The 19,466-nt window shown below is 49.9% G+C and carries 16 protein-coding genes; 6 read left to right on the top strand and 10 right to left on the bottom strand.

The genetic code is table 11. The annotated features are described in order from the left end of the window. Positions 1-50: 50 nt before the first annotated feature. Both ACK13D_RS02490 and fhuE read right to left on the bottom strand, forming a co-directional pair. Positions 51-461, bottom strand: coding sequence for a helix-turn-helix domain-containing protein (locus tag ACK13D_RS02490; protein ID WP_022624363.1), 411 nt, complete (start codon positions 459-461; stop codon positions 51-53). A gap of 170 nt (positions 462-631) precedes the next feature. Further along, a complete protein-coding gene (gene fhuE, locus ACK13D_RS02485; RefSeq protein ID WP_122459781.1) occupies positions 632-2,854 on the bottom strand; it encodes a ferric-rhodotorulic acid/ferric-coprogen receptor FhuE in 2,223 nt (740 codons plus the stop codon). 444 nt (positions 2,855-3,298) lie between these two features. Here fhuE and pagP point away from each other — a divergent pair, with 444 nt between their 5' ends. Beyond that, positions 3,299-3,868: a lipid IV(A) palmitoyltransferase PagP gene (gene pagP / locus ACK13D_RS02480; protein WP_163763422.1), complete on the top strand. Its 570-nt coding sequence runs from the start codon at positions 3,299-3,301 to the stop codon at positions 3,866-3,868. 18 nt (positions 3,869-3,886) lie between these two features. Here the strand turns inward: pagP and ACK13D_RS02475 are convergent, their stop codons facing one another. After that, positions 3,887-4,993 (bottom strand): tyrosine-type recombinase/integrase, encoded by a 1,107-nt coding sequence (locus ACK13D_RS02475; RefSeq protein WP_245114969.1) that lies wholly within the window; start codon positions 4,991-4,993, stop codon positions 3,887-3,889. A 307-nt stretch (positions 4,994-5,300) separates the two neighbouring features. Between ACK13D_RS02475 and ACK13D_RS02470 the strand changes: the two genes are divergently transcribed. Both ACK13D_RS02470 and ACK13D_RS02465 read left to right on the top strand, forming a co-directional pair. Then, a complete protein-coding gene (locus ACK13D_RS02470; protein ID WP_187496395.1) occupies positions 5,301-7,475 on the top strand; it encodes a TonB-dependent siderophore receptor in 2,175 nt (724 codons plus the stop codon). Positions 7,476-7,766: 291 nt separating this feature from the next. Beyond that, the gene (locus ACK13D_RS02465; protein WP_010247042.1) at positions 7,767-7,988 is read left to right on the top strand and encodes a hypothetical protein; all 222 of its coding nucleotides are present in this window, start codon (positions 7,767-7,769) and stop codon (positions 7,986-7,988) included. A 310-nt stretch (positions 7,989-8,298) separates the two neighbouring features. Here the strand turns inward: ACK13D_RS02465 and ACK13D_RS02460 are convergent, their stop codons facing one another. The 5 genes from ACK13D_RS02460 to ACK13D_RS02440 all read right to left on the bottom strand — a co-directional run bounded on the left by ACK13D_RS02460 (position 8,299) and on the right by ACK13D_RS02440 (position 12,888). After that, positions 8,299-8,562, bottom strand: coding sequence for a hypothetical protein (locus ACK13D_RS02460; RefSeq protein WP_370881069.1), 264 nt, complete (start codon positions 8,560-8,562; stop codon positions 8,299-8,301). 312 nt (positions 8,563-8,874) lie between these two features. Beyond that, positions 8,875-9,654 (bottom strand): iron efflux ABC transporter permease subunit FetB, encoded by a 780-nt coding sequence (gene fetB, locus ACK13D_RS02455; RefSeq protein WP_033768913.1) that lies wholly within the window; start codon positions 9,652-9,654, stop codon positions 8,875-8,877. Further along, positions 9,641-10,309: an iron efflux ABC transporter ATP-binding subunit FetA gene (gene fetA, locus ACK13D_RS02450; protein ID WP_187500292.1), complete on the bottom strand. Its 669-nt coding sequence runs from the start codon at positions 10,307-10,309 to the stop codon at positions 9,641-9,643. Before fetA ends, fetB begins: the two co-directional genes overlap by 14 nt. Before the next feature lie 301 nt (positions 10,310-10,610). Next, positions 10,611-11,099 carry a hypothetical protein gene (locus ACK13D_RS02445; RefSeq protein ID WP_022624375.1) on the bottom strand — a complete coding sequence of 163 codons (489 nt, stop codon included), beginning with the start codon at positions 11,097-11,099 and terminating at the stop codon, positions 10,611-10,613. A 430-nt stretch (positions 11,100-11,529) separates the two neighbouring features. Next, positions 11,530-12,888: an esterase-like activity of phytase family protein gene (locus tag ACK13D_RS02440; RefSeq protein ID WP_418795587.1), complete on the bottom strand. Its 1,359-nt coding sequence runs from the start codon at positions 12,886-12,888 to the stop codon at positions 11,530-11,532. A 304-nt stretch (positions 12,889-13,192) separates the two neighbouring features. Between ACK13D_RS02440 and ACK13D_RS02435 the strand changes: the two genes are divergently transcribed. Next, positions 13,193-13,792 (top strand): hypothetical protein, encoded by a 600-nt coding sequence (locus ACK13D_RS02435; RefSeq protein ID WP_022624377.1) that lies wholly within the window; start codon positions 13,193-13,195, stop codon positions 13,790-13,792. Positions 13,793-14,309: 517 nt separating this feature from the next. Here ACK13D_RS02435 and ACK13D_RS02430 read toward each other — a convergent pair. Then, the gene (locus tag ACK13D_RS02430) at positions 14,310-15,488 is read right to left on the bottom strand and encodes a methyl-accepting chemotaxis protein (protein ID WP_418795585.1); all 1,179 of its coding nucleotides are present in this window, start codon (positions 15,486-15,488) and stop codon (positions 14,310-14,312) included. An 818-nt stretch (positions 15,489-16,306) separates the two neighbouring features. Here ACK13D_RS02430 and ACK13D_RS02425 point away from each other — a divergent pair. Next, positions 16,307-17,479 (top strand): EAL domain-containing protein, encoded by a 1,173-nt coding sequence (locus ACK13D_RS02425; protein ID WP_033780289.1) that lies wholly within the window; start codon positions 16,307-16,309, stop codon positions 17,477-17,479. Positions 17,480-17,645: 166 nt separating this feature from the next. Here ACK13D_RS02425 and ACK13D_RS02420 read toward each other — a convergent pair whose 3' ends face one another. Next, a complete protein-coding gene (locus ACK13D_RS02420) occupies positions 17,646-18,509 on the bottom strand; it encodes a LysR family transcriptional regulator (protein WP_266093694.1) in 864 nt (287 codons plus the stop codon). A 101-nt stretch (positions 18,510-18,610) separates the two neighbouring features. Here ACK13D_RS02420 and ACK13D_RS02415 point away from each other — a divergent pair, with 101 nt between their 5' ends. Continuing rightward, positions 18,611-19,462: an alpha/beta fold hydrolase gene (locus tag ACK13D_RS02415; protein WP_418795583.1), complete on the top strand. Its 852-nt coding sequence runs from the start codon at positions 18,611-18,613 to the stop codon at positions 19,460-19,462. The last annotated feature ends 4 nt before the right edge of the window (positions 19,463-19,466 follow it).

Below are 19,466 nucleotides of genomic sequence, written 5' to 3'. Positions count from 1 at the left end.
AAAATATAAAGACTTATCGAATCTTAATAGTCCATCGCAGCACGCTTAAATCAGAAAAACAGAGATGGCGACAGGCCAAACCGGGCGCATAATGCCCGGATATGCGACACAGTCAACTGACGTTCGCCGCTGAGGATTCGGCTAACCAGCGATTTTTTACCGATCTCATTTTCGAAGTCGCTCAGGCTAAGATTGTGTTGCTCAATAAGCACGCGCAGAATGCCGGGGCCTGTGCTGATTTCATTTTGACGTGCATTAAATTCGGCCAGCTCCGGATCTTTATCTTCATAGTGAGCAATGCGCGCGCAAAGCAGGTCAACCAGCGGATTATCCGGCTCATGTTCAATCAGATATTCGACCAGTTCCAGTGCTTCTTCATAATCCTCGCGCTGGCTGCTGCCAGCCAGCAGCGGTACCGCTTCAGCGAGCTTATTTGACAGCCTGATAGCTTCAGTATTCATTCGGTAACCTCCCGATATTTCGCGGACAACTGTTGATCGCTCTGCACATGCTTTGAAGCCTTTCAGCCGATCGTTTCAGCAGACAAAGGCCATAAAATTAAACTCTCCGATCTTAATATAAAAAAACGCCTCAACTGAGGCGTTTTTCACAGGCTTTACAACGACACAAATCAGAAAGTGTAGCTGGCGGTCACTGAGAAATTACGCGGTTCGCCGTAGACTACGGAGCTGGCCACGTTAGTGTCATACTCTTTGTCGAACAGGTTATTGAGGTTGCCCTGCAGCGACAGATTTTTGTTCACCTGATAACGGGCGAAGAGATCAACCAGCGCATAGCTGCCCTGACGGGCACGCCAGGTGCCATTGCCTTCCGGGCCACCGACATCATTCCAGATATGTGTCTGCCAGTTCACACCGCCACCCAGCGTCAGCTGCTGCAACGTCGGCAGGCGATAGCTGCTGAACAGGTTAAAGCTGGTCTGCGGCAGTTGCGGGTTAAAGGTGCTGCCATCGCGGTTTTCCGCAATGTAGCGCGTGCCGCCCAGGGTCATCTGCCAGTTGTCGGTTAATGCGCCGTTGACTTCAAACTCCACGCCACGACTCACCACGCCTTTACGGCCAATGTACGCGACATCACCTGACCCCTGAACCGTCTGAGTGGTTGCTTCACCGACATTATTCAGCTCGGTGCGGAACACCGAAATCGAGGTGGTGAAGCGACTATCCATCCAGTCAGATTTCAGGCCTGCCTCGTAGTTTTTGCCGATAACGGGCGACAGGAAAGCGCCGCTGGCATCGCGATAGTCCTGTGGCTGGAACACCGAGGTATAGCTGGCGTAAGCCGACCAGTTTTCAGCGAAGTCATAAATCAATCCGCCGTAAGGGGTGGTGTTATTTTCTTCCATTTCACCGCCTGGCGTTTCACGGTTCCAGTTAGTGTAACGGGCACCGATAATCAGGTGCAGCGGATCGGCGAGCGACAGACGGGTCGCCATATAAGTCGATTTCTGGCGAACCAGTTGGGTATCGCTTGCTGGCAGACGCGGCGTCCAGGCCGATTCCGGATACTGACCGTTAAACTCGTTGTAGTTGCCCAGCGACTCCGATGAGATATTCTCAAAGGTACTGAAGTACTTGTTATCCTGGCGGGTGTAATTGACGCCGACCATCAGCTCATGCTGACGACCCAGCAGTTCATAAGGACCGCTGGCGAAGGCATCAACGGCATCCACTTTACGTTTACCGGTGTTGTAACCGGTCCCGCCTACCACCGGATAGTTGGCATACGAAGAGACGCCCGCCCCGGTGTTACGATCGAAATAGCCATCAAGATAGATCTGCTTACTGTCGAGGCGCATCTCGTTGTGCGCGCCGTTCAGTGTGATGTTCCAGCCGTTATCGAAGTCCTGTTTCAGGTTCACAAAGACTTTACGGTTCTCTTTATCGTTGTAGGCCCAGTCAGGTGCGGTGTTGTAGCCGCGTCGGGTATGTATCTGCGTGCCGTCTGTGTACCAGCGCGGCGCGCCACCCCACATGGTGGAATCCGTATTGACCTGGCTGAATTCATAGCCGACCGAAAGCGTGGCAGAGTCGGTCAGGTCAGCGTCAACCACGCCATAGATGAACTGTTTTTTGGCGCCATAGCGCTCTATGAAGCTGTTGTTATCCTGCCATCCCGCGATCAGCCGGCCACGAACATTGCCTGAGTCACTGAGCGGAGCCGAGAGATCGGCCACATAACGCTGCTTATTCCAGCTGCCGTAACTGGCGGAGACGGTGCCGCCGAACTCTTTGCTGTCGGCGTGTTTGCGCACCATATTGATGGCAGCTGATGGATTGCCCGGTCCGGTTAACAGACCGGTCGCTCCGCGCACCACTTCAACGCGCTCATAGAGCGCCATATCGGTCTGCGCATCACCCAGGTTCCAGCGAGCGGCAAAGGCAGTAGGGATACCATCGACCATGTAGTTGTCGATCATAAAGCCGCGCGCATAGTAGTTGGTGCGATCCATATCACCACTGATACCGCGAATACCGGTGGTATTTGCGAGCACATCATTCAGTGACTGGAGTTGCTGATCGGCCATACGCTGCTTACTGACGATGCTGACTGACTGCGGGACATCACGTACGGTGCCCAGCATTTTAGTGCCCGCACGGGTAACCGGTACGCTGTAATCAGTGGCGGGCGAAGCGGCTACGGCATCATCGGCTGACGCGCTGACCGTCATAGTCTGGTTATCGCTGGCAGCGGGTGCGCCGGTCTCTGCGGCATGAGCAGCGTTATGCGCCAGCGACGAGGCGACGATGACAGCCAGCAAGGAGAAGCGGAATGGACGTTGCAGAGCAGAAGTGTCCGTTGCCCTGGGGTGTTGAAGATCGAAAGCGTTCATTAATTCCTCAATTATCTTTATGTTTTTATGCTGCCACTGTCACGACCATGCTTCCTGCGGACATCGCTGCCCTGCTTATGGTTTGAGGAACCAGAAACCTTTCCCTGAGCGCCTGCGCGCGGGTGTGATGAACTTCTAAAACAAATGAGAAATATACGCATTGCGATTATCATTGCAAGATTTTGTTAGCAAACAATACGAATTTTTTCAGGGAATTGTCTGCGTGTGAAAGACGGCTGGAAGATGATAAAGACAGGGAGGCGTTTATAGGGTCAGCACGCCTGCTGACTTGTCAGAGCAACAGGGCTGCTGCATCATTATTTGTTAAAGATAAAATCCTGTAATGGCCGTTCATTGAACTGTAGTTGTCACTCCTGATGCCACAATATCTGCCTTAAATCTTTTATCACCTTATTTAACACCAAATATTGCAGGAATTCGTACGTGCGAAAAATTTCAATGCTTAAAGCGCTGATAACGACCACCGTTTTCAGTGTTTTTTCAGTCCACTCCGCCACACTTGTAGAGAGCGTGAGTGCGGGCTGGGATAATTTCAGTGATAAAGTCGCCACAACCTGGCAGCAGCCTGAAGGTTACGACTTTTATCTGCCCGCGATTACCTGGCACAACCGTGCCACTTACGATCGTGAACACATCAATAAATATAATGAAAGACCCTGGGGCGCGGGCGGAGGTATCTCCCGCTACGATGAAAAAGGGAACTGGAACGGCATCTACTTAATGGCGTTTAAGGACTCCTTTAATAAATGGGAACCCTTTGGTGGCTATGGCTGGGTGGCAACCTGGCGTCCGCTGGCCGACCAGAATTTTCACTGGGGTGCGGGTTACACGGCGGGCTTTACCGCACGGCACAACTGGGATTATATTCCGGTGCCTGCGCTACTGCCGCTGGCCTCTGTCGGCTATGGCGATCTCGATTTCCAGATGACCTATATTCCCGGCACCCATAACAACGGCAACGTCTATTTTGCCTGGCTGCGCTACCACTTCTGACAGTTGCCGATATAAGCGTTAGCGTGACATTGCCATGAGCGAGAGATCGTCCAGCGTGAGGGTTTCGCCATCATAGCGATGACGCAGGAGATGGTAGCTTTCGCATTCAATAATCTGCTCAACCGCGTCCGAAAAGATATTCATGGCGCTGCGCATCTGGCTCAGATAGTCATGGGTGTCATAGACCCGATCGATGCCTTCCAGCGCATGGTTCATGATTTTTCGGGCGACGTCATTAGGCGTGTCGAGTGCTGAGAGTTTTGAACGTGCGGTGCGGCGCAGATCGCGCGGGGTAAATGCCTCCAGTCCCAGCCCACGGGGAGCGCGGATCATCCGGCGAAGTGCCTGGTTCAAGGCGCCTTTTGACAGCGGCTGTTGCGGATCGCGTGGCGCGGGCACCAGCCAGGGTGAGACCGGATCGGCGGCGCGCAGCAACGCTTCGATGCATTGACGCATCAGCGGTGAAATGGGCAGCACATGCTCCCGCTGCGATTTATTGCGCGTACCCTGCATCCACAATCCTAATTGCAGATCGAACTCCGCTTTCTGCGCCTGCACAATTTCATCCGGCCGCCGGGCGCTGACCAGGCATAAACGCAGCGCCCAGCGCGCCTGTTCCGAAAGCGCCCAGTTATCCAGCCCGTGCCAGAACACCCAGATTTCTGCATCGGTAAGTTGCCGACTGCGCGGCGGCGTAGCGCGACCCGCGACATCACGCTTTTTCATTGAAGCGATGGGTGAATGATCGAGATAGCCCTGCATCTCTGCCCAGGCGAGAAATTGTTTGGTTAGCGCGAACACCCGCCGCGCCTCCTCTTTTTTACCGTCGGCGATCAGAATGTTATAGAGCCGGTTAAGGCGTAAGCGGTTCAGCGTTTTGAGTGGCTGCGAACCGATGTTCGGCAGGACATGTTTCAGCAATGAGGAGATGGCGATCTCCGGGCGGCGCCGGCTGATCAGCAGCGAGAGTTTTACCCAGACCTTCATCACCTGCTCCACCGTGCCTTCATCGCCAAAATTATCCAGCTCACTAAGTGAAGCCTTTTTAACCTGCTCCAGCCAGATCAATACATGGCGGCCTACGTGGGCTGAACGCGCAGGGATCTGTGTCAGATCTGGGGTCACATTTATACCTGTTAGTCACTGCAGAGCGGGCCATTCTATCCATTGTTTATCCATGACTCCAGACCTAATAAGTCTGGAGTCATAAAGACGCGTTATGATGAAATCTGAGGAAGTTTTCGGGTGATGACCAACAAGTAAAACTAACGTCTCTTCACCCTTCTGGTCATGGTTATGGCGAATAAATAGCCCATTGTTATGGAATGTAAAGGTGGCTTACCGCGATATACAATGATAACCATTATCATTATCATACGCATTTGCTTACATGCCTTAATACTTCAGGGAGATTTTCTAAGTGAATGTAACCATGCGTGTCCATAAGCGCCCTGTTGCGCTACTGCTGGCCGGTTTATTGAGTACCTCTGCTAACGGCGCTAATCAGGAAGAGACAGAAAAGCTGGCTGATGATGAGACGATGCTGGTCACCGCTGAACAGGAGCTGAAACAGCAGCCTGGCGTTTCGGTGATCACCTCGCAGGACATTGAGAAAAACCCGCCAGTCAACGACCTTTCCGACATTATCCGTAAAATGCCAGGCGTTAACCTTACCGGCAATAGCGCCAACGGTGTACGCGGTAACAATCGTCAGATCGATATTCGCGGCATGGGGCCGGAAAATACGCTGATTCTGATTGATGGTGTGCCGACCACCTCGCGCAATTCGGTGCGTTATAGCTGGCGCGGCGAGCGCGATTCCCGCGGTGACTCAAACTGGGTACCACCAGAAATGGTTGAACGGATTGAAGTGATTCGTGGACCGGCGGCAGCGCGTTACGGTTCCGGCGCGGCCGGTGGCGTGGTTAATATCATTACCAAACGCCCGACCAATGACTGGAGCGGATCGCTGTCGCTTTATACCAACCAGCCCGAAGATGATAAAGAAGGCGCAACCCGCCGCGCTAACTTTAACCTGAGTGGTCCGCTGGCGGGCGATGCTCTGACCATGCGGCTCTATGGCAACATCAACAAAACTGACAGCGATGCTTTCGACATTAACCAGTCGCACAATGGCTCCGGCGCCGCCGGTCGCGAAGGCGTTCGCAATAAAGACATCAACAGTGTGCTGTCGTGGAAGATTACGCCATTACAGGTGCTGGATTTCAGCTACGGATACAGCCGTCAGGGCAACATTTACACCGGTGATACCCAGTACAGCAACGGTGCCGGTAATGCCTTGATCGAATCTCTCGATGGTTCAGAAACCAACCGTCTGTATCGTCAGACCTGGGGCCTTGCGCATAATGGCATCTGGGACTGGGGACAATCTAAGCTCACCTTTAACTATGAAAAAACCAATAACACCCGCCTGAATGAAGGCACGGCGGGTGCGGGTGAAGGCCGGATCAACAGCAACACGTTCTCAACCAGTCGCTTTGAAAGTTACCGGGCCGGAGGTGAAGTCAGCTTCCCGCTGGAACTGCTGCGTGAGCAGACCGTTACGCTGGGAGCCGAGTGGAACCGTGATGAGCTGAACGATCCAAATTCAATGAACGGCACCAGTGCGCCGGGCGTATCCATCGACGGTGTCAGTGGTGATGCGGGCAGCCGCAACAGTAAAAACAGCGCAACGCTGAGCTCACTCTATTTTGAAGATAATATTGCTGCGACCGATAGCACTGAAGTGATCCCCGGTCTGCGTTTTGATTATCACGACACCTTTGGTGCGAACTGGAGTCCGTCGCTCAATATTTCTCAGGCTCTGGGAGAAAGTTTTACCCTGAAAGCGGGTATCGCCCGTGCGTTTAAAGCCCCTAACCTTTATCAGTCCAGCGAAGGCTATTTACTGGCGACGCGGGGAAATGGCTGTCCGATCAACGTTACCCGTGGCAGTTGTTATCTGCTGGGTAATGAAAATCTCGATCCTGAAGTCAGCGTAAATAAAGAGCTGGGTATCGAGTTCAGTCAGGATGGCTATATTGCGGGTATCACCTGGTTCCGCAATGACTATAAAAACAAAATCGTCTCAGGGACGGAAGTATTGGGTTACGCCTCTAATGGTAACAATATCCTGCAATGGAGTAACGGCGGCAAAGCGGTAGTCGAAGGTCTGGAAGGCAATTTCACTATCCCGCTGGTCAGTGACGAGCTGGAGTGGCGGACTAACGCAACTTATATGATCGAGTCGAAGGATAAAAAGACCGGCAATCCGCTGTCGATTATTCCTGAATACACGATCAATACAATGCTGGACTGGCAGGTGACGCAGGATTTCTCCACTAATCTGAACTGGACGATGTATGGTCGTCAGAAACCACGCCAGTATGCGGAATCCCGCACAGAAAACAATTCTATGTCGAATCGCGAAGTCGGCGCTTATTCAGTATTTGGGGTCAATTTTAATTATGACATCACCAAAAATCTGCGTGCCAATGCGGGTATTAATAACCTGCTGGATAAGCAGCTATATCGCGAAGCTGATGGCGCATCAACCTATAACGAGCCGGGACGCGCTTATTATGCCGGGCTGACAATGTCCTTCTGATCTGCAGCAGCGCTTCCCGGTGGAGGCGCTGTTTTATCTTCATCGACTAACCTCCGGTTTACACTCTCCCCGTTTTATCTTCTCAATGCTGATCTCTGGCTGCCGCTTAACGAGCCGGAAAGTATCTGACTCACGGGTATGGCATTAAATAGTTACATTCCCTCTGGAAAGCGTAACGACAGGTAACTAATGTCGTGATTCCTGTATCCCGGCCAGCGAAACACCCCAGAGTGCGGCTATGCTCTGTCGGGTTCAACCTGCAACTATAACTAACTATCAGGATATTAAGTGATGAAAAAATTATCAGTTATCGTTATTGCTACCGGACTGTTTTTGTCGGTGAATTTACAGGCTAATGCCCAGGGCTGTCTTAAGGGAGCCGCAGTAGGCGGCGTCGCAGGTCATGTTGCTCATCATGGTGTGGCCGGTGCCGCAGCGGGCTGCGCAGTCGGTCATCATATGGCGAAGAAAAAACAGAAAGAGGCTGAGCAAAATCAGCAGTCTCAAAAATAAGCTGAGGTTGTAGCATCGATGTAAATCAGCCGATTACCGGGCAATGATGATGTCCGGTGATCGCTGAGTAATAACTATTCTGAGTCTGTTGCATCGCTAAAGTACGGCGCATTAAGGGCAGCCGGTTATGGGAGTAATTCATCTAAAATTAATGCCAGTATATGGAACTGTAATAGCAGGTAGCCCGCGTTTTAGAATGATTAATCCGCAATATTAATAGCAACAGACTTAAGCCATGACGGGCTATTCAGACAATTTACTTAGCTGACCATTTCGTTCTTCCCGATTATAATATTAAGACGCTAATTTTTTAAGCATCATGACTATTACGCCAGTCATCAACCATTTCCTTTGAGACCTCTTTTTTATAACAGACAGGTGCATATCCGCCCTGCTTGCTCCATGCGCTTCGCCTGCCACAGCTACTGCCATTACGTGCAGCGTTAAAAGGGCATGCGCAGACACCTGGATAAGAGGCGATTGAATCTTCAATAATGAGCTGTCGGATTTGGTCATCGGACTGCTTCGATGTTTTAGCTTCAGACGCGCCAACCCAAAAAATGCTTATGGCCATAACCAGAGAAACGACGATTTTGCTGTTATTCATGATTCCCTCCAGAAGTGAGGAGGATAGCTTAACGCAGCGCAATATAATGCAATGCCTGGAATAAGAAGCATTGCATCGCCTGTTCTGGCGGATGCTCCCGCACGACAAGCCTGCCCCTGCTTTAGTGAGCCAGAGAGTGCTTTTATAACAGCTCAAACGGAAGCTTTCCTGAAAACTGCCACAACGGATAGCAGGAATACAAATTAATAGGCTGCTATTTACTGATAGCAGCCCTTTTTCCTCACCAGCTATAACGTTCAGATCCGCCAATCAGTTTCGCTAATCCAGCGATCTATCCGATATTTTTAGCTGCGCCCTGGCATTATAAAAACGACGATAGGATAAATAGACAGCAATGATCGTTGACAGACTGGCAGTTCCTATCAGCATAAACGTAACCATAATCTGATACTTAATCGCCTTGAGCGGATCTATTCCGGCGAAAATCAGTCCGGACATCATCCCTGGCAGGCTGACCAGTCCGACGGTTTTGGCAGCGTCCACCGTCGGCATCATGGCTGTACGAATGCTGTCGGCAATGATGCGGCCCGATGCCAGCTTCACCGATGCGCCAAGGCTCAGCATCTCCATAATTTTCTGCTGGTTGTCGCTGAAGCGCTGGTTCAGGTTGCTGTAACAGAGCCCTACTGCGACCATGGCATTACCGGCGATCATGCCCGTGATGGGGATGACCTGCATCGGAACAAACGCTATCGCCCCGCTCAGCACCAGAATCGTCAGCGTGATAACGGTGCCACTAAAAATAGCAACAAACGATATCGTAAAAGCGTTATCAATATTTCGACCGCGTTTACGGGCGTTGATCGCGGCATTAACGCAGATAAACAGCACCATCAGTACCGTCAGCCAGCTGTTATTAACATCGAAGATCGACTTCAATACAAAGCCGACAATCACCAGCTGAATTATCGCCCGGAATACACTCCAGAGAATATCTTTGCTCATGCCGAGCTTTTCTTTCTGGCTGATAAGCAGCGCTATAGCCACCAGCGTCAGTGACAGCAATAGAGAGGTGTCACTGATATTATGCTGATTCACGCTTATTCTCCTTTTCTGGCGGCTCAAGCCGAAGCACCTGCTCAGCCTGCTGGATATCGTTAACGTCATGGCTAATCCGCACCACGGCTACCTTTTCTTCAGCTGAGATCCGGTTAATCAGTGAAAGTACTGATAGTCTGTTCTCTTCATCAAGTGCGCTGGTGACTTCATCCAGTAACAGTACCTCAGGCATAAACTGCAGATTGCGCAGTAGTCCGACACGCTGCTTTTCTCCGCCTGATAGTTGTTCAACAGGTTTATTCAGCATATCCGGAGAGAGATTTACGCTTTCCAGCGCAGCAACAAGTTTGTCCCGCTGAGGTTTCTGACGTCGAATCTGCCATGGCAGCGCCAGGTTGTCATATACCGTCTGACCAAACAGTTGCGGCGTCTGAAAACAGTACGAGACCTGCTGGCGATAGGCCTCTGCTCTCAGCGTGGTGATATCACTGTTCCTGAAGAAAAGTTGCCCGGAGGTGGGGGTAATCAGCGAAGCAAGGATTTTGAGGAAGGTACTTTTTCCGCTTCCGGATGGGCCGGTCAGCAAGACGCAATCACCCTGATATAACTGCAGGGAGACCGGTTTCAGTAGCTGACGATCCCCGACTGAAAAAGCGACATCCTGCACATCCAGCAGGGGTGAAACTCTGTCCATATTTACGCCTCAGGACCTGACAAATTGAGTGTTGGCAGTATCAAAAAAAGCAGGAGTTACCCTTCACAGGCAGATTACCGGTACTGCATATTGCAGCGCGCTCACACTGCTGGCGTGGGCGCGGCAAGGCAAATGTACATCAGGCTATGAAATATAAGGCATTTAATTGAGGCTATGCATCTTCTGAGTAAAAATCAGTGTGTGAAGGTGTTCGCCAGACAAAACTCAATACGATCCTGCGCGAGGAACGTGGCAGGCGTCGGGTTTGAATCAGAGTGGCAGACACGCTGCCACCCGACAATTATTTATTTTTCCAGCTGGTAGAGACCGGGTTGGTAACGGTGTTTTTTTCCTGAGTATAGGTGCCGTTCTGCTGCGCAATGGCTTCACCGGTATCCACAATGGCATTCTGAATAAAGACGTTCTGCTTGTCACCTCTGATAAAAGTTAACTGATGAAAAGCCGTTTTATTGCCCCAGTCAGCAGAAGGCAGAGAGATAAAACGCACGGTGAAAGTTTCATCATCAAACTTGCCCTGCATGACGTAAACACCGTAGTGGTTTTCGCCCTGAGAAATGATTTTATAGGTACCGTTGTCGTAATAATAAATCTCCGCATCCGGAAACGGCTTTTTGTCATACATTTTTCGGTAGTGCAGCACCTGTTTGATGGTGGGCTGGCCGAAGCTGACGGCGAGGTTTTTACCATCTGCTGACGTCGTCAGACCTTCAGCGTGAACACTGCTCATCAGCATTAACAGACTTGTAGCGGCCATTGCGGTTGCTTTCACTCTCTTTCTCCTCAGCGGATTACGGGGACAACAAGCGTATGAGACCCCAGAACTTACACGGTGGTGAGTATCTGTTGAAGAGGCAGATAACATATTATTACATAATGTTATAATCACGCCCTGCAACCTGGCGACTTGAGCCGTAGTTGACCGGGTTGCCCGATATCGAAAGCGCTCGGATGCAGAAGGAAGCGGTTATCGCATTGAAAATAAAAAATAAACGCCAGGCTGACGTTTAAAGTTCGCCAGTGACGCTTAATGCCGCAACGCGGTGGAAAGCTGTTTAACTGCTTAAACGAATATCGGTCTGCTGCCGGCCGCTATAACAAAACGGCGCAGACCGATCTTTCGCGGGTAAATCCGGGCTGTATCCTGCTCTTTTACAGAAAATCAGGCACTAAGCGCAGACAGCCCAGGGCAAGGGGAACGTTTATTTCAGCGGTTCCGGCAGCGTTACGATCCACAACTCGCTGTCCGACTCCGGTTTCTTCAGCGGTTTCACGCCGATCGTCGTTGCAACCGGCTTACCCTCTACAGTAAGTTCCCCCTTTTCATTCAGCCGATAATCCTTGCGCTTCTTACCTTCCACCGGATTTTGCATGACCGTTTTCACGCCGAAGTCATTGTCATTGGCGACCGCCAGCGTTTTACTGTCGATCAGCGCCAGTCCTTCGGCCTTCTCCTGCTGCCAGCCGAGTTGACGTAAATCGACCACCAGCGTTTTAGCTGCGAGCTTAATGCCTCGCTGCGCCAGCGCTTTCTCGTCGTCCGACTCCGGATACTTACCAGGTTTGTCAAATGCGGCAAGATCGGTAGCCGCACTGAGGTCCACCTTATAGATGAGGTTGCGCATCGCGTCGTTTTTATCGCTGCCTTGTTCAATCAAGAGAATATGCTGATTATCGAGCGCCACGATATCGCCAATTTTGGCGTCGCTATTTTTACTATAAGCCTGGCTGTCGATAGGGTATCCATACATCGCGGTTTTCCCGGTCGCCGGATCGAAGCTCACCAGCCGGGTAAAGCGCGCCTGCTTTTTACTTTTACCGTTGATATCCAGCGTACTCTGCACCGCGGCGATGATGCGCCCGTCCGGCATACGGGTAAGCCCTTCAAAACCACGATTAGGCTGACGCCACTTAAGAATATTAGGCAGTCCGCTCGCAATGGATTTTTCCCCTTCATTAGCCTGCGGCCCGTGAATCGCCAGAATCTTTCCGCGTTGATCAACGTTAATCAGAAATGGGCCATATTCGTCGCACAACCAGTACCCGCCCTTCCCGTCCGGCGTAATGCCTTCCGTATCCAGACCACGGTTATCGCCCTTCAGCACTTTCAGTGTGTCGCTTAACGCGACTTCATTGGTTGAGCCGATGACACCATCCTGTAGCGGCAATCCGTTGATATTGCCCTTGTCGTCATGCAGCGGTCTGGCATCCGTGGCTTCTGCTTTGCCGTTCTGCACCTGAATATTCATCAGCAGCGGAGCGAAGTCTGGCGTGACGAAAATTTTTGACTCATGTTTGTCCACATCGGGTGAGTCGGCATTCGGCCCACGATCGGTGACGGTCGCGAAGGTGAGCGCATCCCCCTGCTTACCGGTAAACAGCAAACCGGAGCCGATTCCCACCGGCAAACCATCCGGAAACGCACTGGCGAACGCGCCGCTGTAGCTCACGCGCGTACCTTCCGGAAAACTGACGATATAGTGCTCAGCCTGAGGTTGCGCCGCAAGACCAGAAAACGAGAGCGCACAACTGATAACCAAAGAAATCGTTTTTATTTTCATAATATTAAATCCATGAGAGAAAGCTGACAGCGTAAAGAACATAAATGACAGGGAAATGATATTTGCGGTAAAAACGGACAGCTAACAGGTTGATTTTGCCACCGTTAAGGCGCCGGCTGGTGAGGTGGTGAACGTATAGTGAACGTTGCCTTGTGCGCAACGCTGCCTGCTCAGTGCCAGGAGCTGACATTGGCAGAAAAATGATTGTTATTCATCACCATATTGCTATCGTTATGCACTTCCGGATGTGAACCACAGTTGAGAAAGCTTGCAGGCTACTCACTTTTCAAAAAAAGGATTTGATATGTTTATGCGCCGTGCTTCTCTGTTTTTAATGTCAATGATGGCTATATCCCAGGCCCAGGCTGCTAACCTGCGGGCTGCCGATGTAATCACCTTTGATGTTGCCGGGGTAAAAACCGGTATGGATTATGATGAAGCCGTAAAAGCCATGACTGAGCACTTTCATGTGCCAGCATCATCGTTAGACGTTGATAAATACCCGGCTCTAAATGTGGTAACAGGAGATAAGCAGCCACAGTATATTGCTTACGAAAAAAACGGCGTCAAACTGCTTGTACATTTTGAAGGCCGTGTTCCTGCAGATCCGAAACATGCGCTGGCTGTGTCTCAGATTTCTTACGAGCTCCCATACTCCACTGAGAATAAAAATGCCATGGCCAAAGCCGCCGTTGAAAAATATGGTGTCCAGTCAAATGCACCTTATACACCAATGGTTTGGTGTAAAGCGCCCGGAAAAATGGCAACCATGGCATGCGGCCCGGATCCTGAGCAGCCGGTACTGAAATTATCAGGCACATCCCTGGAGATGAATGACCCATCGTGGACAAATGCCCGTATTAAACTGATGGACAGTAAACAAACCCGCACACCTGGTTTCTAAAGTGACTGATGCCGCCAGATGATCTTCTGGCGGCTAAGTGCCAGACGCTGATCATGGTTTTATGACAAAGGCTGAAGAGCAGCAGGTGATATTCAGGCGAGATGATTATCAAACGTGATGCGGGACAGATCTGCACAAAGCCAGCTCAGATAAGCTTTCAGTCCTTATTGAAAATTTTTATAAACACACACAGAGCCTCAGCCACCAGCAGGCTGGCATTTTCTAATGACTTTAATCTGACTCAACGCCCATAACAAACCTCTATCAGACACATGATTTCTTAAAGCCCAGGCTGATAAAAGATGACAAGGCCATACTCTCTTCTCTGAGGTGGTGAGTAACTCCCAGAGCCAGTTTGCATAGTGAAATGTGAACCCACTCCAGGAGAATTTTCATAGAGTGAAACTGCGAACTGAACTGATGTTCTGGTTAGAGTAAATCAGAGACAGGCCGTCGTATCTCTTCACCAGAACATCCCTGTATTTACCTGTGGTAAGTGTTCATCAATGTGTGATGTTTATTGTTCAGGCGATTTTTCTATGCCGCTAGCAGAATTACTTATTCGCATCTGAAGACGAGAAATGTGCCCGGTGATATCTGCAGTTCTTTCTGCTAATCCCCGGATAGCACTGGCGATGACAGAAAACCCACGGCCATGTACACCTGCTCTCGCGGCTTCGATACTGGCGTTCAGTGAAATGAGTTTGATCTGCGCAGCAATAATCCCGTTTTCAGAGACGAGTTCGGCAATTTCTTTTGCGGTTTCGGCGGTCTGAATGTTTCGCCTGACTTCGCTTTCCTCATGTCTGCCACGGTCTTTACGGCCCTGAATATCAATAAGCGCACCGACGGCACGCAAAGGGGTACCATCAGGTGCACGTTTAGTCTGCCCGCGGGCCTGAAACCACCGGTACTCACCACTCCGCAGTTTAAGACGATATTCAATATCAAAACCGGTTTTACCACTGAAGTCCATCAGGTGGCTGACGAAAGCATCGAGCGCATTCTGTTTGTCATCCGGGTGAAGGCGTGATGCCCAGCTGTCCATCACATCAGGGAACTCTTCAATGGTTTCAAAACCCAGCAGCTTCCTGAACTGCGGTGACCACCAGAATACGTTGTCGGGATTCAGGGGATTTCCGCCAATAATATCCAGATCCCAGAGGCCGTCATTAAGCATTTCGCGCGACAGGTCAAAACGGGTGGAGACAATATCAAACTTGCGGGACTGTGACGTTTCTTCTTCTGTATTCTCTATAACGGCAACCAGGCGCGGCGGCGTAAATTCACGACTGTATGATGCACGGATGCAAAACCACTGAAAGGTATTTGCGCCAGTTTTTATCAGACAGCGTAACAGCTTTTCATCACCGCTATGTTTGAGTGTATGACTTATCAAACCTTTGAACGCTTCCCGGAAATCCGCATGGATCATCTGGATCAGCGAAGAGAGCCCGACCTCCTTCTGCAGAGGCAATCCCATAAGCTGGCGTGCTTCAGGTGAAACAAATGCAGGCGCGTCACTTTTAAGATCGGTCCTCTCAACATACCAGTAACCTTTCTGGCTGAGGTTCATAATACATTTCAGCAGAGTGGCATCACTATGATCCACATCCAGCGTTTCATCGATAAATTTTTCAGCGATATCCATCGTTGTCGGCTCTTTGGCGGACTGTTTCCGGAATAAATTCAGCATTATTTCTCCTGGTGAGCATATACAGGCATAAAAATATGCCTGAAAGGGTTATCGGCAGAACCTTCTGGATATTCAGTTAAAGGTCGCTGGTTTGAATTAATACTGTAACAAGATGCTATAGATAGCTCGCCAGCGACAACTACCAGAGCTGAGGTGATGGATGAGCCTCATCGCCAGCGGGCTAAATTTATTTTTTTGAAATCCTGTGGCGCAAAATTATCTTTGGTCTATGATATCTGGAAAATTTCAGGCCTTATAATCCCGACTCTCCGATCCCCCATGAAGATTCACAGTGAATTGTTATGCTGAGTTTTGACATACGGTTGTGAGTTTATATTTTCCGGCTATCGCAGGTATTAAATGAGTGGCTTAGCTTTGAGCTGCCACCTCTGCCTGCAGACAAAAGTCCGGACATGACTTATTGATATCCATAAGTATAATTCGTCAACGCATAAGAGAGCCTGGCTGCTGATCATATTAAATGCATTAACAGGGTTTAATATTTAACTTAAGCGATATTTTTATGGAATTGGTTTCAATTTGTTTCTGGTTTACCATACCAGATACCATCAGCCTTATGCAGACCCGTGAGTTAAATAAATATGGCATTTTATGTTCATGAAACTTGCCCGCTCACTGACATCATAGCTATGTATCTCGTACTTAATAACCGTAGACAATTTAAGGCCTCCGGAAAAACGACGTTTGCAAAAGATTAATTTTCCGCCGCAAACAAAACAGGGTTTTAAAAAAGGTTTTCTATTCCATTCCCGCTCAGGTCATCAATGCCTTACAGAAATACGTTTCAGGATATTTAAATGAATGAAAAATTGAAAGATGCTGATGCTCGTGCAGCTTGTCAGCAGCTAATTAAATCGGGCGAGTTTAAACCTTTTTTTCAGCCGATAGTCTCACTTGAGGATCAGCGCGTAGTAGGTTTTGAATTGCTGGCACGGCGTATTTTGCCCGAAGGGCTTATCGTATCTCCGGCTGAGTTCATTCCAGCTATGGAACATCATGGGTTACTCAATGAGCTGATGACAAGTCTGGCCGCTCAGGGATTCATGACAGCGAGCACCTGGCCAGAACACCAGTTTCTGTCTTTAAACGTTTCTCCTTCACAACTGAACGGTAAGCACCTTCCCGAAATTTTAAGAAAACTGGCTGAACGTTATCAGTTCAGCCTTTCGCGGCTCAGGATAGAAATCACCGAGACAGCATTGATCGATGATATAGAGACGGCTCATGCAGAACTCGAAGCATTGTCTGAAATGGGTTGTATGATTGCTATGGATGACTTTGGCACCGGCTGTTCAAGCCTTGCCTGGCTTATCCAGCTTCCCGCCAGCACGATTAAGATTGATGGCAGTTTTATTCGTTCAATGCTTCAGAAAAAGGATAGCCGGAAAATTATCTCCAGCGTAGTCGGTTTGGGCCGCAGCCTGGATATGGACGTCATTGCTGAGGGTGTTGAAACAGAGGAACAAGCTGAGATGTTGCGGGGTATCGGCTGCGCTTATGCACAAGGCTACTTATTCAGCAGGCCGATCCCGGCTGAAGAAACACATAATTTTCTCACCGCTGGCTCTGGCCGTAAATTTCATAGTCGTGTGGCACGAATGTCTCTTGAGCAGCGCGCGCATCAGATTTCATCGATGTATGCTGCGCCTGACACCTCTATCTGTTTTCTCAGCCCTGAACTGATGATTGTTGACGCAAGTGATACCTTTGCAGCGCGGGTTGGCTGGCCAATGCAGGACATTATCCATCGCCATATTTTTGAAGTGATACCGTCTCAAGCCGAGAAGTTGCTTTGGTTGCAGGATTTCAGGACAAAAGGTCTTCCTTACCCTCCGTTTGAGGTAAAGCTGCCCGGCGGTAGCACCGATTTGGTTATGATTACGCGGGTGGAGGATGAGGCAAAAGATTTACTGGGGTTTTGTGTGTTTGGCTTTAACATTGACCGTCAGAACAGCCTTGTTCAGCCTTAGTGCCAGTTTACGACATCAGATGATACTTCCCTGTCGCTAAAATAACCTTAACGGTGCAGGCTTCAGTTTCAGGTTGTTAGCTGAAGATGGGGATAAGTCCGCCTGGTCGGAAGCGGACATTATTAACAACGCCTCTTTTCATCAACTAATTGCAGCCACTTCACTTTCAATCTTTATGCATCAGCCTGGTCAGCATCTCGCAGAAGGCTTCGCTTGCTGGGTTAACGCGGTATTTGTTCAGGCGTAGCAGGCAATCAACCGAAGGCAGAGGCATCAATTTCTCAAGTTCAGACACGCTACAAATCGCTTTATCAACGCTGTATTGATTGAGTATTCCCACCCCCAGCCCCGTAGTTATTGCCGCAAGCATACCTGCTACTGAAGGACACTCCAGCATCACAGCAAATGGAATGTTTGCCTGGCGAAGTTTCTCCTCAGCCAGGTTACGGTAATAGCAATCCGGTCCCCAGGTAATAAGCTTCAGGCTCTTATCCGATTCATGTCGCCAGGCAGGCGTTGCGTACCAGTATAAATTTTCACTCCACAATACCGTATCTTCCATCGATGCCGTGCCCGTGAAATCCTGATGTAAAATGATCTCCAGACTTCCTTCAGAAAAATGCTGACGCAGGAGATGACTTTGCTCCACCACCAGTTGTATATCCACCTCTGGATGGTGGTGAGTGAAGGTTGAAATCACCCCGCATATTTCAGTCATTGAGATGTGTTCAGTGACCCCGATTCGCAGCTTGCCACGCAGCGCCGAAGGCGAAAAATAGGCTACGGCTTGATCGTGTTCAGTGAGTATTTTTTCCGCATGTTGCAGCAGAACGCTGCCCTTTTCTGTCGGAACGGCTTTTCCGGCGATGCGCGTTAATAGCTGGCATTGAAGTTGATCTTCAAGCCGTCTGAGCTTCCAGCTTACAGCGGACTGGCTCAGGTTGAGGAGTAATGCGGCCTTACTCATATTGCCCGTTTGCAGTACGGTCCGGAACACTCTGAGTGAGTCAACGGAGAGTCGTTTGTTCATTTTTGTATGACAAAAGTAGGATTACAGCGGGAAAGAATGTCACTGGTGTCATATTCAGTCAACGGATAGCCTGACTGAAACAAACATAACGGAGAAAGCAGATGCCCGCTAATAACCCATTACTGAATGACGACGTTCTGATAAATGGTTGTCGCATTGCGACCGGAGTCCATGGTTCAGGAAGACCTCTGGTGCTGGTTCATGGCACACCCGCACACTCAGTAATCTGGCAGTCACTGGTGCCGGTATTTGTCGATGCGGGTTTTCATGTTCATCTGTATGACCTGGCTGGGTTTGGCGCGTCAGAGCGCCCTTTGACGGCTGATACCTCGGTTGCCGCTCAAGTCGGTTTTCTGCTGAAACTGCTTGAACACTGGCAGCTCAAAAAAACAGATCTTTTTGGTCACGATATAGGCGGGGCCATTTCACTCAGACTGGCGTTCGACAACCCATCCCTTCTGAAGACGCTTACGATTGCGGATATTCCGAGCTACGATTCCTGGCCTTCGCCCACATGGAAAGATATGCGGGATCACTATGCGGATTATGCGCTGATCCCCGCCACTGAGTATTACCGCGCGATGTGGCACCAGTTAAAGATGGCTGTTTTTAATAAGGATCGTATGACAGAGCAGCGGCTGGATAGTTATCTTGCACCGCTTTGTGGTGTGGTAGCGCAACCTTCATTTTATCAGCATCAGGTTGCGCACTATAATGAGTGTTACACCAGTGACTTTGCAGAAAAATTGCCGCAACTCCGGCTGCCCGTACAGATTTTATGGGGCGCCGAAGATGAATGGCAACCCGTTGAGTATGCAAGGCGTTTGCAGCGCGACATCGTCTCTTCCACGCTGCATATCTTTGAACAGGCCGGACACTTTTTAATGGAAGATGCCCCCTTGCCAGTCGCCGCACAGGTAATTGATTTTGTTAATCAACATAATATGAGGTAGAGCC

Source organism: Pantoea sp. K16, assembly GCF_048452805.1.
GTDB lineage: Bacteria > Pseudomonadota > Gammaproteobacteria > Enterobacterales > Enterobacteriaceae > Pantoea > Pantoea agglomerans.
Note: the sequence above shows the minus strand (reverse complement) of the source record. Positions and strands in the feature narration are given on the sequence as shown.

Coding starts and splice junctions, on each gene's coding strand:
- ACK13D_RS02460 (WP_370881069.1), bottom strand. CDS start 8,562: ATGGCCATAAGCATTTTTTGGGTTGGCGCGTCTGAAGCTAAAACATCG.
- ACK13D_RS02430 (WP_418795585.1), bottom strand. CDS start 15,488: ATGCTGAATTTATTCCGGAAACAGTCCGCCAAAGAGCCGACAACGATG.
- ACK13D_RS02435 (WP_022624377.1), top strand. CDS start 13,193: ATGTTTATGCGCCGTGCTTCTCTGTTTTTAATGTCAATGATGGCTATA.
- ACK13D_RS02465 (WP_010247042.1), top strand. CDS start 7,767: ATGAAAAAATTATCAGTTATCGTTATTGCTACCGGACTGTTTTTGTCG.
- fetA (WP_187500292.1), bottom strand. CDS start 10,309: ATGGACAGAGTTTCACCCCTGCTGGATGTGCAGGATGTCGCTTTTTCA.
- ACK13D_RS02415 (WP_418795583.1), top strand. CDS start 18,611: ATGCCCGCTAATAACCCATTACTGAATGACGACGTTCTGATAAATGGT.
- ACK13D_RS02490 (WP_022624363.1), bottom strand. CDS start 461: ATGAATACTGAAGCTATCAGGCTGTCAAATAAGCTCGCTGAAGCGGTA.
- fhuE (WP_122459781.1), bottom strand. CDS start 2,854: ATGAACGCTTTCGATCTTCAACACCCCAGGGCAACGGACACTTCTGCT.
- ACK13D_RS02440 (WP_418795587.1), bottom strand. CDS start 12,888: ATGAAAATAAAAACGATTTCTTTGGTTATCAGTTGTGCGCTCTCGTTT.
- ACK13D_RS02425 (WP_033780289.1), top strand. CDS start 16,307: ATGAATGAAAAATTGAAAGATGCTGATGCTCGTGCAGCTTGTCAGCAG.
- ACK13D_RS02470 (WP_187496395.1), top strand. CDS start 5,301: ATGCGTGTCCATAAGCGCCCTGTTGCGCTACTGCTGGCCGGTTTATTG.
- ACK13D_RS02420 (WP_266093694.1), bottom strand. CDS start 18,509: ATGAACAAACGACTCTCCGTTGACTCACTCAGAGTGTTCCGGACCGTA.